General features: G+C 42.4%; 13 protein-coding genes. 12 read left to right on the top strand and 1 reads right to left on the bottom strand.

The genetic code is table 11. The features are described from left to right. The first annotated feature begins 155 nt into the window (after positions 1-155). The 9 genes from ABOA58_RS26875 to ABOA58_RS26835 all read left to right on the top strand — a co-directional run bounded on the left by ABOA58_RS26875 (position 156) and on the right by ABOA58_RS26835 (position 11,733). Positions 156-1,346, top strand: coding sequence for an acetyl-CoA C-acetyltransferase (locus tag ABOA58_RS26875; RefSeq protein ID WP_350302980.1), 1,191 nt, complete (start codon positions 156-158; stop codon positions 1,344-1,346). Positions 1,347-1,382: 36 nt separating this feature from the next. Continuing rightward, positions 1,383-2,234 carry a 3-hydroxybutyryl-CoA dehydrogenase gene (locus tag ABOA58_RS26870; protein WP_350300699.1) on the top strand — a complete coding sequence of 284 codons (852 nt, stop codon included), beginning with the start codon at positions 1,383-1,385 and terminating at the stop codon, positions 2,232-2,234. Positions 2,235-2,269: 35 nt separating this feature from the next. Beyond that, a complete protein-coding gene (locus tag ABOA58_RS26865; protein ID WP_350300698.1) occupies positions 2,270-3,406 on the top strand; it encodes an acyl-CoA dehydrogenase in 1,137 nt (378 codons plus the stop codon). A 27-nt stretch (positions 3,407-3,433) separates the two neighbouring features. Further along, positions 3,434-4,573 (top strand): acyl-CoA dehydrogenase, encoded by a 1,140-nt coding sequence (locus tag ABOA58_RS26860; RefSeq protein ID WP_350300697.1) that lies wholly within the window; start codon positions 3,434-3,436, stop codon positions 4,571-4,573. A 112-nt stretch (positions 4,574-4,685) separates the two neighbouring features. Beyond that, positions 4,686-5,336: a TetR/AcrR family transcriptional regulator gene (locus ABOA58_RS26855; RefSeq protein WP_241589607.1), complete on the top strand. Its 651-nt coding sequence runs from the start codon at positions 4,686-4,688 to the stop codon at positions 5,334-5,336. An 11-nt stretch (positions 5,337-5,347) separates the two neighbouring features. Continuing rightward, complete coding sequence (icmF, locus tag ABOA58_RS26850) at positions 5,348-8,614, top strand: fused isobutyryl-CoA mutase/GTPase IcmF (RefSeq protein WP_350300696.1); 3,267 nt, start codon at positions 5,348-5,350, stop codon at positions 8,612-8,614. A gap of 138 nt (positions 8,615-8,752) precedes the next feature. Next, positions 8,753-8,914 carry a hypothetical protein gene (locus ABOA58_RS26845; RefSeq protein WP_241589609.1) on the top strand — a complete coding sequence of 54 codons (162 nt, stop codon included), beginning with the start codon at positions 8,753-8,755 and terminating at the stop codon, positions 8,912-8,914. Between the two features lie 210 nt (positions 8,915-9,124). Further along, the gene (rpoE, locus tag ABOA58_RS26840; RefSeq protein ID WP_350300695.1) at positions 9,125-9,715 is read left to right on the top strand and encodes a DNA-directed RNA polymerase subunit delta; all 591 of its coding nucleotides are present in this window, start codon (positions 9,125-9,127) and stop codon (positions 9,713-9,715) included. 410 nt (positions 9,716-10,125) lie between these two features. Then, positions 10,126-11,733: a CTP synthase gene (locus ABOA58_RS26835; protein WP_101223854.1), complete on the top strand. Its 1,608-nt coding sequence runs from the start codon at positions 10,126-10,128 to the stop codon at positions 11,731-11,733. Positions 11,734-11,774: 41 nt separating this feature from the next. Here ABOA58_RS26835 and ABOA58_RS26830 read toward each other — a convergent pair whose 3' ends face one another. Next, entirely contained in the window at positions 11,775-12,302 is a 528-nt protein-coding gene (locus ABOA58_RS26830; RefSeq protein WP_350300694.1) for a DUF2529 domain-containing protein, read from the bottom strand. Between the two features lie 299 nt (positions 12,303-12,601). Between ABOA58_RS26830 and ABOA58_RS26825 the strand changes: the two genes are divergently transcribed. From ABOA58_RS26825 to fsa, 3 genes are all read left to right on the top strand, one after another. Further along, positions 12,602-12,973, top strand: coding sequence for a response regulator (locus tag ABOA58_RS26825; RefSeq protein WP_101223852.1), 372 nt, complete (start codon positions 12,602-12,604; stop codon positions 12,971-12,973). A gap of 247 nt (positions 12,974-13,220) precedes the next feature. Next, a complete protein-coding gene (locus tag ABOA58_RS26820) occupies positions 13,221-14,078 on the top strand; it encodes a class II fructose-bisphosphate aldolase (RefSeq protein ID WP_350300693.1) in 858 nt (285 codons plus the stop codon). Between the two features lie 186 nt (positions 14,079-14,264). Next, a complete protein-coding gene (gene fsa / locus ABOA58_RS26815) occupies positions 14,265-14,915 on the top strand; it encodes a fructose-6-phosphate aldolase (protein WP_034315855.1) in 651 nt (216 codons plus the stop codon). The last annotated feature ends 180 nt before the right edge of the window (positions 14,916-15,095 follow it).

Raw genomic sequence — 15,095 nt, 5'->3', positions numbered from 1 at the left:
TAAAAGGGAGCAGGCAATTTTTTCAATATTTACAAACTGAATATTTTCATTTTTGGGAAAAATGTGTAATATAATATTAAGCGCTTACAACACTATTTTTTTAACTCCAAATTGAGCGAGCGTTCAATCAATGTTACTTATAGGGGGAAATAATGATGGCGAAAACAGTGATTATTAGCGGTGTGAGAACACCTTTTGGTAAATTTGGCGGTGGCCTTAGCAGTTTGACAGCATCACAACTTGGTGGAATAGCAATCAAAGAGGCACTTGTCCGGGCAGGGATTGAAGGCAGCCAAGTAGATGAGGTCATCATGGGGAATGTGCTACAGGCGGGCCAAGGCCAAATACCTTCCCGCCAGGCAGCCCGTCATGCTGGAATGCCATGGGAAGTGAAAACGGAAACCATTAATAAAGTATGCGCATCAGGACTTCGCAGTGTGACATTGGCTGATCAGATCATTCGCTTAGGTGAAGAAGAAATCATTGTTGCCGGCGGAATGGAATCGATGAGCAATGCTCCTTATATCCTTCCGAAAGCAAGGTGGGGATTAAGGATGGGTGATGGAGAGCTGAAGGATACGATGATTTCGGATGGACTTAGCTGCAGCTTTACGGGCGTGCATATGGGGACTTATGGAAACAGTACTGCCGAGGATCTTGAAATCACCCGTGAGGAACAAGATAGCTGGGCTTACGAGAGTCATCAAAAAGCGATAAAAGCAATCGATGGCGGTATCCTTGCAGAAGAAATCATTTCCGTACAGGTGCCGGTGCGGAAAGGCGAACCAATTACCGTTGAACATGATGAAGCCCCAAGAAAAGATACATCTGCCGGGAAGTTAGCTAAATTAGGTCCAGCTTTCAATAATGATGGGACCATTACGGCAGGTAATGCACCAGGTGTCAATGATGGGGCAGGTGCACTCGTATTGATGAGTGAGGAACGTGCGGAAAAGGAAGGGAAGACGCCTTTTGCCTATATTTTAGCTCATGCAGAAGTGGCAGTGGAAGCAAAGGACTTTCCTAAAACGCCAGGTTTGGTCATAAATGAACTCCTGAAGAAGACAGGTAAATCGATAGAGGAAATTGATTTGTTTGAAGTGAACGAAGCATTTGCTGCGGTTGCGCTGGCCAGTGGGAAAATTGCCAACATCGAGCCGGGAAAAGTGAATGTAAACGGAGGGGCTGTAGCATTAGGTCACCCGATCGGGGCGAGTGGTGCCCGCATCATCATTACGCTGATGCATGAATTGAAACGCCGCGGAGGGGGATTGGGCATCGCAGCGATCTGCAGTGGCGGCGGTCAGGGAGATGCCATTTTAATTGAAGTGCCTAAGCAAGGATAATAGTTTCATAGATAGATACATGAGGAGGGATTTTTCATGGGCATTCAAAAAGTGATGGTCATTGGTGCTGGACAGATGGGTTCTGGCATTGCCCAGGTCTGTGCAATGAGCGGTTATGAAGTTCTTTTACATGATTTAAAAGATGAATATGTAGAAAAGGGGTTAGGGACAATTACCAAGAACCTTTCCCGGCAGGTTGAAAAAGGAAAAATGGAATCCGAGGAGAAGGATATAATCCTTTCCCGGTTGACTTCCTCGACGGATTTGAAAAATGCGGCTGCGGTGGATTTAGTGATTGAAGCGGCAGTGGAAAATATGGAGATAAAAACAAAAATTTTCGCCGATTTGGATGAAATCACGCCACAACACGTCATTCTTGCATCCAATACTTCTTCACTTCCGATTACAGAGATAGCCGCGGCAACGAAAAGGCCGGATAAGGTAATTGGCATGCATTTTATGAACCCAGTGCCAGTCATGAAGCTGGTTGAGATCATTCGCGGCCTTGCTACAGCGGATGAAGTTTATAAAGAAGTTGAAGAGATGGCTGAATCCTTAAACAAGGTACCGGTGGAAGTCAATGATTTCCCGGGTTTTGTAGCGAATCGGATTTTGATGCCGATGATCAATGAGGCCATTTATACCCTTTATGAGGGCGTCGCCACTAAAGAGGCGATTGACGACGTGATGAAGCTGGGAATGAACCATCCGATGGGCCCGCTTACGCTAGCTGACTTCATTGGACTAGACACATGCCTGTATATAATGGAAACCCTTCACCAAGGGCTCGGAGACGATAAATACAGACCGTGTCCGCTGTTAAGGAAATATGTAAAAGCTGGATGGCTAGGAAAGAAATCAGGACGGGGCTTTTACGAATATAACTAATCTTAGAAAGATGTGCAGCTAGGGAGGGATGAAGGATGGATTTCAAGTTTACAGAAGAACAGGAAATGATGCGGAAAATGGTAAGCGCTTTTGCGGAGAATGAGATTACCCCTCATATCGAGGCAATGGAAACGGGCGTGTTTCCAAAAACGATTCTGCAAAAAATGGGTGAGCTTGGTTTGATGGGAATCCCGATTTCAGAAGAATACGGTGGCGCAGGTATGGACTTCATGTCTTATATCATCGCCATCAATGAAATTTCCAAAGTTAGTCCAACTCTCGGTGTTATATTGTCCGTTCATACTTCTGTTGGAACAAATCCAATCGTTTATTTTGGAACGGAAGAGCAGAAGCGAAAGTATGTGCCTAAGTTAGCCGCTGGTAAATATTTAGGTGCCTTTTGCTTGACTGAGCAAAGCTCAGGTTCCGATGCTGCGAGTTTGAAGTCGAAGGCAGTGGCAGTAAAGGAAGACGGAAAATATCGAATAAACGGGTCCAAGGTTTTTATCACCAATGGCGGGGAAGCGGATGTATTCATTGTTTTTGCTTCAACCGACCCTCAGAAGGGAAGCAAGGGAATCTCTGCTTTTATTGTAGAAAAAGGGACGCCAGGCTTAATCATCGGTAAAGATGAACGTAAAATGGGCCTTCATGGCTCGAGCACCGTACAGGTGACGTTCGAGGATATGAAAGTGCCTGCAGCCAATCTCCTTGGCAAAGAAGGGGAAGGCTTTAAGATCGCAATGGCCAACTTGGATGCTGGAAGGATAGGCATTGCTGCTCAAGCGCTGGGAATTGCAGAAGGCGCCATGGAACATGCTGTCCAATATGCAAAAGACAGAGTTCAATTCGGCAAACCTATTGCAGTGCAACAGGGGATTGGTTTCAAGCTTGCTGAAATGGCAACGAGTATAGAAGCTTCAAGGTTACTCGTCTATCGCGCCGCGTTTTTACGCTCACAGGGATTGAAGTGCGGTAAAGAGGCGGCAATGGCTAAGCTATTCGCTTCGAGGACGGCTGTTGATGTGGCGATAGAAGCAGTCCAGGTGTTCGGAGGCTATGGATACACGACGGAATATCCTGTCGAACGCTATTTCAGGGATGCAAAGGTAACTGAAATTTATGAGGGAACCAGCGAAATACAGAGAATGGTCATCAGTAAGAATCTATAATTCACGAAATATTTAGGAGGCATGGACATGCAATTTAAGCTAACGGAAGAGCATGAAATGATCAGGAAAATGGTGCGCGATTTTGCCCAGAATGAAGTGGCTCCGACAGCTGCCGAGAGGGATGAAGAAGAACGATTTGACCGTGAGATCTTCGATAAAATGGCTGAACTGGGATTGACTGGGATTCCGTGGCCTGAGGAATACGGCGGAATTGGAAGTGATTATTTAGCGTATTGCATAGCGATTGAGGAACTTTCCCGCGTTTGCGCTTCCACTGGGGTGACTTTATCAGCCCATACTTCCCTTGCAGGATGGCCAATATATAAGTTTGGATCTGAAGAGCAAAAACAAAAATACCTTCGCCCGATGGCACAGGGTGAAAAAATCGGTGCATATGGGCTGACCGAGCCTAGCTCAGGCTCTGACGCAGGCGGTATGAGAACGACTGCAAAGCTTGTAGGTGATGAATATATTATCAGCGGTTCAAAAATCTTCATTACGAACGGCGGGATTGCGGATACATATGTCGTCTTTGCATTGACGGATCCAGCATCCAAACAAAAAGGAACGAGTGCATTTATCGTTGAAAAGGACTTCCCGGGTTTTAGTGTCGGCAAAAAAGAGAAGAAGCTTGGAATCCGTTCATCACCGACCACAGAAATCATTTTTGATGAATGCCGAGTGCCTAAAGAAAATCTTCTTGGAAAAGAAGGAGAGGGCTTTAAGATAGCGATGATGACGCTTGATGGCGGCCGTAATGGGATTGCAGCCCAGGCAGTGGGCATAGCCCAAGGAGCATTGGATGCCGCAGTTGATTATGCAAAAGAGCGCGTCCAATTCGGGAAGCCGATTTCTGCACAGCAAGGAATCGGTTTTAAGTTGGCGGATATGGCAACGGGTGTTGAAGCTTCAAGGCTATTAACCTATCAGGCTGCCTGGTTGGAATCGGCGGGCCTTCCTTATGGAAAAGAGTCAGCCATGTCCAAACTTTTTGCTGGAGATACAGCCATGAAAGTGGCGACAGAAGCCGTGCAGGTCTTTGGAGGTTATGGATATACAAAGGATTATCCTGTAGAACGGTATATGCGTGATGCGAAAATCACCCAAATCTATGAAGGTACACAGGAAATTCAAAAGCTGGTCATCTCACGGATGATTACTAAATAGGATTGAAATTGAGGTTTTCCGATGAGGCATTGCCTTTACCGGAATACCCTTTTCAATTTCTTCAGAATGTCTTTGGCAATTAAATGATGGGCTTATTAAAAGGAGTTTGAAAATGGAAAAAAGAGAGGTTCTTGCATCTGTAAAGGATGAACGGCTGGTTGAAAAAAGGCGTACACAAATGATTAAAGGAGCGGTGACCCTTTTTAAGGAAAAGGGATTTCATCGTACGACTACCAGGGAAATTGCCAAAGCGGCCGGCTTTAGTATTGGCACGTTATACGAGTATATCCGAACAAAGGAAGATATATTATATCTCGTTTGTGATTTTATCTACGATGAAGTCCAGGAAAAGCTTCAGAAAGAAATAGATCAGAGCGATGGGACACTTGAAAGCTTGAAGCTTACTATCGCCTATTTTTATAAAGTGATGGATGATATGCAGGACGAAGTGCTGGTCATGTATCAAGAGGTGAAAGCACTGACGAAAGATGCTTTACCTTATGTATTGAATAAAGAACTTCGGATGGTCGGCATGTTTGAAAAGGTGATAACGAAATGTGTTGAGAATGGGGAGCTATCATTGACGGCAAAACAAATAAGCCTTGTTTCTCATAATATTTTCGTTCAGGGACAGATGTGGAGTTTTAGAAGGTGGGCATTGCATAAAGAGTATACGCTTCCGGAATATGTTGAACTGCAGACGCAATTATTGATTCAAAATATATCGCTTCAGAAAAATACTGAGTTAAATTCGTTTCAATAAGGAGGAGCTCAATGGGTACAGTTGAGGTGTATAAACCGAAGAACCATATTAGATTCGTTACTGCTTCGAGTTTATTCGATGGACATGATGCATCTATCAATATTATGAGGAGAATCCTTCAGTCCAGCGGTGCAGAAGTCATTCATCTAGGTCATAATCGTTCGGTGGAAGAGATCGTGAATGCGGCCATCCAGGAAGATGTTCAAGGCATAGCCATGTCATCATACCAAGGCGGACATGTGGAATATTTTAAATATATGTATGACCTGCTGAAGGAAAAGGGAGCCGGGCACATTCGTATTTTTGCCGGCGGCGGCGGGGTCATCATCCCAAGGGAAATTAAAGAACTCCATGATTATGGGATTGCCCGAATCTTTTCTCCTGATGAAGGGCGGGAATATGGGCTTCAAGGAATGATAAACGTATTGATGGAGGAGTGTGATTTCTCGACAGTCAAACCATCTTTACAGGAACGTTTTGATGAATTGATTGCTGGGGGAACAAATGCCATTGCCCAATTCATTACCTTTGCCGAAAACAGACTCGATGCTTCACAGGAATCAGCGGCAGCGGTGGAGAGTCTTTTTGAGCAGATCAAGACTTCCGAAAAGAAGGTTCCTGTTCTAGGGATTACAGGGACTGGCGGTGCTGGAAAAAGTTCATTGACTGATGAATTGATACGAAGGTTCATTAACGAGATTCCAGACGAGAGAGTCGCCATTTTATCTGTAGACCCGACCAAACAGAAAACGGGCGGTGCCCTGCTTGGTGACAGGATTAGAATGAACTCGATTTTTTCAGAGCGTGTTTATATGCGGAGCCTGGCCACGCGCCATTCAAAAAGTGAGTTGTCTTTGGCGATAAAAGATGCCATTTCAGTCGTGAAGGCAGCTGGCTTCGATTTAATCATCGTTGAAACAAGCGGAATTGGTCAGGGAGATGCAGAAATTGCCGAGATATGCGATGTATCCATGTATGTAATGACGAGTGAATTCGGTGCACCTTCGCAACTTGAAAAGATCGATATGATTGATTATGCAGACTTGATAGTCATTAACAAATACGAGCGCAAAGGCTCAGAGGATGCAAAAAACCAGGTTCAAAAGCAATACCAAAGAAGCCGTACACTATTTGATCAAGATCCGTCTGAAATGCCAGTATACGGTACCATCGCTTCCCAATTCAATGACCCAGGCACCAATGCATTGTTCGCTGCACTGATTGAAAAGCTTAATGAAAAATCAGGGACGGGGTGGAGTACCGCCTTTTCGAAAGAAGCCGATGTTTACAAGCAAAATGTCATCATCCCTACTGACCGTCGGTATTATTTACGTGAAATCAGTGATACGGTCAGATCTTATCATAAGCGTGCGGCTGAACAAGTACGTATTGCCCGCAGGCTTTTCCAGCTTGAAGGAGCAATTGATGCAATTAAGGAAAATGATAACAACGAAGATATGGTGGCTTCTTTAGAAAAACTGAAAAAGGAAACCGCTTCGAATTTATCACCTGAATCTAAAAAAATACTTTCTGGATGGATGGAATTAAAAGAAAAGTATGCAGGAGAGCAGTTTGTAACGAAAGTCAGGGATAAAGAAATCGTCACAAAGCTGAAAACTAAAAGTTTATCAGGTTTAATGATTCCGAGAGTGTCACTGCCTAAATATGTGGATTATGGAGAGATCTTAGGATGGGTATTCCGAGAGAACGTTCCGGGCTTCTTTCCTTACACAGCGGGAGTCTTTCCATTCAAGCGTGAAGGAGAGGACCCGAAGCGGCAATTTGCCGGTGAAGGATCACCCGACCGAACCAACAGGCGTTTTCATTATTTGTCAAAGGATGATAATGCTAAACGGCTAAGTACGGCTTTCGATTCGGTAACTTTATATGGCGAGGATCCCGATCACCGGCCTGATATCTATGGAAAGGTAGGGGAAAGCGGAGTCAGCATCTGTACGTTGGATGACATGAAAAAGCTGTATGCAGGCTTTGACCTTTGCCACCCCTCAACCTCTGTATCGATGACCATCAATGGACCGGCACCAATCATTTTGGCCATGTATATGAATACGGCAGTCGATCAGCAGATTCAACGGAAAGAAGAAGAGTTAGGCCGTCCCCTTACGGATGCAGAAGCTGAAGAAGTGCAGGCTTATACCCTTCAAACGGTACGCGGAACTGTTCAAGCGGATATTCTGAAAGAGGACCAAGGCCAGAATACATGCATCTTCTCTACGGAATTTGCTTTAAGGTTAATGGGGGACATTCAAGCATATTTCATCGATCGAAAAGTCAGGAACTACTACTCTGTATCCATTTCCGGCTATCACATTGCAGAAGCGGGTGCCAATCCCATTTCACAGCTTGCTTTTACATTAGCGAATGGCTTTACTTACATCGAATATTATTTAAGTCGCGGAATGAATATTGATGACTTTGCCCCGAATTTGTCGTTCTTCTTCTCAAATGGGCTCGACCCGGAATATACGGTTATCGGGAGGGTGGCAAGAAGGATTTGGGCTACGGTCATGCGGGATAAATATGGTGCGAACGACCGCAGCCAGAAGCTCAAATACCATATACAGACTTCCGGGCGCTCCCTTCATGCGCAAGAAATTGATTTCAATGATATCAGAACGACACTTCAGGCTTTAATGGCGCTACAGGACAACTGTAATTCCCTGCATACTAATGCGTACGATGAAGCCATCACGACGCCTACTGAAGAATCCGTGCGCCGGGCAATGGCCATACAAATGATCATTACAAAGGAGCATGGGCTCTCAAAAAATGAAAACCCGATGCAAGGAGCCTTCATCGTAGAGGAATTGACGGATCTCGTTGAAGAGGCCGTACTGCAAGAGTTCGATCGCATCAATGATCGAGGCGGTGTGCTGGGTGCAATGGAGACGCAGTATCAGCGCGGGAAAATCCAGGATGAATCGATGCATTACGAAATGAAAAAGCATACGGGAGAATTGCCGATCATTGGCGTCAATACGTATTTGAATCCAAATCCTCCTTCCGAAGAAGCGGTGAACAGCATGGAAATTGCCCGTGCAACAAAGGAAGAAAAGGAAGGGCAAATCATAAATCTCCGGGCATTCCAGGAAAGAAATAAGGAGTTCACGGATGAGGCGCTAACTAAACTGAAATTGGCAGCCATGAATGGGGAAAACATCTTTGCTGAACTCATGAACTGCGTCAAAGTGGCCAGTCTTGGTCAGATAACTAGGGCGCTATATGATGTAGGCGGTCAATATCGAAGGAATATGTAAACTGAGTAAGGGGCTCCGAACGTTTAGGGGCCTCTTTTTTAAATAATTCCCCTCTTTTTTAACAAAATGAAGATTTTACCTTATAATTATTTGGAAAAGGGGCAAAAATGAAGAATCAGCCCTATTGGAGTTGAGAAAATGAACCTGAAAATGATTGGATTGATCATAGGGTACATTCTTGCCATCATTATTTTATTTGAGCTGTATGAGCATCAATTGGGTGCCATCTCTTTTTTTATCCTGACTATTGTCTTTTTTACGGCAGCCTATCGACAGAAGTCGAAAAAGGAAAGTGAATGATTTTTAGCATTTGGTTTCCTGAATGATAGACAATAAGGTAAATCTGTGAAAGTATCAGATAGAACTAGCATAAACCCAATTAGATTGTTTATAATGGAGTATATGTCTAGCAGGAATTGTCGTTATTTTATCGAACTACTGTTTTAGATTATTTTTTTATGTGAAAAAACACGGAATTCAGTGTTTGAATAGAGAAGGGAAGTGCGGAATTTGAGTTTAAAACAATACTCAAAAGAGCAGTTATTGGAAATGTCCTTAATAGAGATGGCATATGATTTGTTAGTGGAAAGAAATGAACCGATTCCATTTAAAGACTTAATAAGTGAGTTAGCTTCGCTGCACCATTTATCTAAAGCGGAAGTGGAAAAGAAAATTGCACAATTCTATACGGATTTAAATGTGGATGGCCGCTTCACTTCACTTGGGGACAACCGCTGGGGATTGAAAACATGGTACCCGGTTGACCAAATCGAAGAAGAAGTCGTACATGTTGTAAAACCTAAAAAGAAAAAGAAAGCCAAAAAGGCCGCTGCCGTTATCGACGATTTCGATGAACTTGAAGACGAAGATCTTGACTTTGAAGAAGATATCGATGATCTGGACGAGGATGACGATGATGACGATGATGATATTCTAGGTACTCCAGTCATCGACGAAGTGCTTTTGGATGATGACGTGGATGATGACGACGATCTGGAAGAAGAAATAATCGAAGATGATGCATTTGTCCTGGAAGATGATGAGGACGAAGACGAAGATGAAGATGACGTGGATGACTTGGATGAAGAGGATGAGAAATAAATAATCGCCCTTGACTTTTTGAGGCGGAATTTGTAGAATCATTTTTGGGCTCCTTAAAAAAGGACACAATGATTAAATTATATCGCTCCCTTACTTTTATTGTAAGCGGAGCGTTTTTGTTTTTAATGATGGAATGAATAAATGACATCATTTTTTTATTTTTAAAAATGATTTCTCGTAGAATTGTAAAAACTATAGAGAACATATTTATGTTTACTGTCATTTAAGGAAGTTTATTCTTGTTCATGTATCCTGCATGACTCTCACTAAAGACCTTTAAGTGATTAATGGTTTGTACTGGTTTACGGTTTTAGCTTTTAACCGCTCATGTGGCGGAAGATTTGATTCAGTTCCGATTTAATGATGCGAAGAACAGAATTGGAAGAAAACATTCTATAGGAGGATATAAAATGACAAAATATATTTTTGTGACAGGTGGAGTAGTTTCTTCCTTGGGAAAAGGGATAACGGCCGCTTCTTTAGGTAGATTATTAAAAAATAGGGGATTGAATGTTACAATCCAGAAGTTTGATCCTTATATCAACTTGGATCCAGGTACGATGAGTCCATACCAACACGGTGAAGTGTTTGTAACGGATGATGGTGCTGAAACGGATTTGGATTTGGGGCACTATGAGCGTTTCATTGATATCAACCTTGGCAAACACAGCAATGTGACTACAGGCAGAATTTATTCAACGGTCCTGAGAAAAGAACGCCGTGGCGATTATCTAGGTGGAACAGTTCAAGTCATTCCCCATATCACGAATGAAATTAAAGAACGGGTTTTCCGTTCAGGCAATGAAACGAATGCCGATATAGTCATCACTGAAATCGGCGGTACTGTAGGGGATATCGAGTCTCTTCCATTCCTTGAGGCGATTCGCCAAATCAAGAGTGATATCGGCATCAATAATGTTATGTATATCCACTGTACACTGGTTCCTTACATCAAAGCTGCTGGTGAAATGAAAACAAAACCGACACAGCATAGTGTAAAAGAATTACGCAGTCTAGGCATTCAGCCGAATATCATCGTTGCACGTACAGAAAGTCCAATTTCACAAGATATGAAGGATAAAATTGCTTTATTCTGCGATATCGATAAAAATTCCGTTATCGAATGTCTTGATGCGGATACTCTTTACTCCATCCCTCTTGCGCTTCAAGCACAAAATATGGACCAAATCGTTTGTGATCACTTGCAATTGGACTGCGGCGAAGCGGATATGGAAGATTGGAAGGAACTAGTCAAAAAGGTTACTTCTTTATCAAAGAAAACAAAAATCGCTTTAGTCGGAAAATATGTTGAATTGCAAGATGCTTATCTTTCTGTAGTGGAAGCACTTAAGCATGCAGGTTACGCATTTGATGCAGATGTTGAAATCGATTGGGTGAATTCCGAAGATGTAACAAAAGAAAATGTTGCTGAACTTCTTCAAGATGCAGATGGAATCCTTGTCCCAGGCGGTTTTGGAGACCGTGGAATCGAAGGGAAAATTGCAGCGACCGAATTTGCCCGCACGACGAAAAAACCATTCTTCGGAATTTGCTTAGGCATGCAGTTGGCGTCCATTGAGTATGCTCGCAACGTCCTGGGATTGCCAGAAGCTCATTCAGCTGAGATTAATGAAGATACTCCAGATCCAATCATCGATCTTCTTCCTGAACAGAAGGATGTAGAAGATTTGGGCGGTACACTGCGTCTTGGTCTGTATCCATGTAAGCTTATCGAAGGAACTAAAGCATACGAAGCGTATAATGACGAGGTTGTTTATGAACGTCACCGTCACCGTTATGAATTCAATAACCACTACCGTCAGGCAATGGAAGAGGCAGGATTCATCTTCTCAGGTACTAGTCCGGATGGCCGTCTAGTTGAAATCGTTGAATTGAAGGATCATCCTTGGTTTGTGGCTTCTCAATTCCATCCGGAATTCACGTCACGTCCTAACCGTCCGCAGCCGCTATTCCGTGACTTTGTCGGTATGTCTTTAAAGCGCAGCGAAAAACTTTAAAAAAAAACAGCCCATGGGCTGTTTTTTTTTTAGATGAATAATCATTCTTCTTCATACTCATTTATGATTTCTTCAAGAGTGAATTTAATCCCATAATAAGCGAAAAGAGCGGCAATGAGGGTAGGATACCCATATCGATTTCCGGTTTCATCAGGAATCAATCCCCGTTGGATACGTAAATCAATATGAACGTCTGCCAACTCCAAAAGAGAATCTTCTTCAGAAGGGACGGATGTAGAAACCGCAACAAATGGGATATCTTTTTCCTTGAGTTGTTTTGCCAGCAACAATGCTTCTGCATCATCCGAATGGCGGCTGAATATGAGAAATCGATCTTCCCTGGAAATAGTTTCTCCTGATTCATATCTTTTTACCTTCGGAAAGGGTTCTGCCCCATCCAAAGCCTCGGCAGTGACACCCTGCATTTCACCAAAACCATGAATGTACACAGCACCGTCCCCAACCGCAGCCTGAGCCAGCAAGCGTCCGGCATCCTCCATTTCAAAAGCTTCATTTTCAATCATTTTCTTGAATAAACCGCTTATCTGTGTCGAAAAAATTTTTAACATGGTCAGGGACTCCTTTAAAAAATAATATACTTATTATAAAGGAGTTTCCTTTGCAATGACAGGTTTCTGGGATTTTGATCCGGAAGGGCCGAATTTACTAAATCGGTCGAAAAAACAAAAAAATTAAAATTCCTCTTAGCCATACAGCAGGAATTTTGTTACAATTATCGAATATGAACAATAAATGCGTTGGACCTAAAAGTCTATGACGCAATCTAGGTAACTACCCTTTTTCGGGTAATATGGCCGTATAGGCCAATATATTTAATGGATGAATCGGGAAGGGGAGAGGTGATAAAATGCCAGGGAAAATATTGATTGTTGATGATCAGTTCGGAATTCGTATTTTATTGAACGAGGTTTTACATAAAGAAGGGTATGAAACATTTCAAGCCGCTAATGGCATTCAAGCCTTGGATGTGCTAAATAATCATTCACCTGATCTTGTATTGCTGGATATGAAGATTCCGGGAATGGATGGCATTGAGATCTTGAAAAGGATGAAAGTCGTCGATCCGGACATCCGGGTCATAATCATGACGGCATATGGTGAACTTGATATGATTCAAGAAGCAAAGGATTTAGGTGCAATGACACACTTTGCAAAGCCGTTTGATATTGATGATATTAGAAAAGCCGTTCGTGAATACTTACCGATTCAATCAAGTTAAATGTCTTCAAAATTTAATATTACTGATGGAGTAATTGCTGCGGCTATCTTTTTTTAGATGGGCCGTGTTTTTTTGGAATAAAATTTGAGGCTCGGTATAGTGTATTTGTTGCTGTTTTTTTGATGTATTGATATGCTAAAAGAGGAGAGATATTCTGATTTATAAGCGTATGCTACTTTCGTTTTAGGGAATATCTAGAAAGAATTAACTTTAAAAATAATAACATCCACTAGTAGGAGGAAATCAAATGCCTTTAGTTTCTATGAAAGATATGCTGAATAAAGCCCTTGATGAAAAATATGCAGTAGGTCAATTCAATATCAACAACCTTGAATGGACACAAGCTATTCTAGCTGCTGCAGAACAAGAAAAATCTCCAGTCATCCTTGGTGTTTCCGAAGGTGCTGCCCGCCATATGGGTGGTTTTAAAACGACTGTGATGATGGTTCAAGGATTGTTGGAAGACATGAAAATCACTGTTCCTGTGGCCATTCACCTTGACCATGGTTCAAGCTATGATAAATGTAAGGAAGCTATCGAAGCCGGATTCACTTCAGTGATGATCGATGCTTCACATCATCCGATCGAAGAAAATATCGAAACAACCAAGAAGGTTGTCGAATTCGCACACGCACGGAATGTTTCAGTTGAAGCGGAAGTGGGCACGGTTGGCGGACAAGAAGATGATGTAATTGCTGATGGAGTCGTATATGCAGACCCTCAAGAATGTGAACAGTTGGTTAAAGAAACAAATGTCGACTGCTTTGCTCCAGCTTTGGGATCCGTTCACGGACCATACAAAGGTGAACCTAACCTTGGGTATAAAGAAATGGAAGAAGTGCGGGATTTAACGAATAAACCTCTTGTTCTTCATGGCGGTACAGGCATCCCTACAAAAGATATCCAAAAAGCGATTTCGCTTGGAACATCAAAAATCAATGTAAATACGGAAAATCAAATTGTATTCACAAAAGCGGTTCGTGAAATTCTGAATAACGATTCTGAAGTGTACGATCCTCGTAAATACATCGTTCCTGGCCGTGAAGCGATTAAAGAAACTGTCATCGGCAAAATCCGTGAATTCGGTTCTAACGGCAAAGCATAAATTCAAACGTAACATAAGGGTTCCATCCCTTTAAATGTAAGATGATAAAGGCAATATTCCCATTGGGGGGCTCCCCCCTAATGGTTTCTTTTAGATGCAGGGCTGAATCCGGGCTCTATTTTTAGAACAATTAGAATTCAGATGCATATAGGAACTAAAAAATCGATTACATACGGAGGATATTTTATGAAATTCTTTATAGATACAGCAAACATGGAAGAAATCAAACAAGCGCATGAACTTGGCGTTTTAGCAGGTGTTACGACTAACCCATCCCTTGTTGCTAGGGAAAAGGGAGTTTCTTTCCATGACCGGCTAAAAGAAATCACAAGCCTCGTTAAGGAATCCGTTTCTGCTGAAGTCATTGCGCTTGATTTTGAAGGAATGATGGCTGAAGCCAAGGAACTAGTTGCGATTGCACCGAATATCACGATTAAAGTGCCAATGACTCCGGACGGCTTGAAGGCTGTTTCAGCACTTACAAAACAAGGTGTCAAAACAAATGTCACCCTTATTTTCAGTGCAAACCAAGCATTATTGGCAGCTAGGGCAGGAGCAACTTATGTATCGCCATTTTTAGGTCGCTTGGATGACATCGGCCAAAATGGTTTGGATCTAATTTCGGATATTGCTGACATTTTTGCGATTCATGATATCAATGCCGAAATCATTGCAGCTTCCATCCGCCATCCGATGCATATTACTGAAGCGGCTCTTAAAGGGGCACATATTGCAACGATCCCTTATAAAGTTTTAATGCAATTATTCCACCACCCATTAACGGATAAAGGAATTGAAGCATTTTTGAACGATTGGAATTCACGTACTGAAGCATAATGCCTTGCCGCTAAGTCGCTATAGATTGCACCGTTTAAATAAAATTAACATAAATTAGAAATTTTTCTCTTTTTTTACATGAATTTTTTACTTTTGTGTAAACTAAAGAACTAGATAGTAAATGTTGTCGGATTATGCAATTTTCTTGTGGTAAAATATTACTTTTTGGAAGTAGCTTCT

Origin of the sequence: Peribacillus frigoritolerans (assembly GCF_040250305.1) — a bacterium.
Taxonomy (GTDB): domain Bacteria; phylum Bacillota; class Bacilli; order Bacillales; family DSM-1321; genus Peribacillus.
Note: the sequence above shows the minus strand (reverse complement) of the source record. Positions and strands in the feature narration are given on the sequence as shown.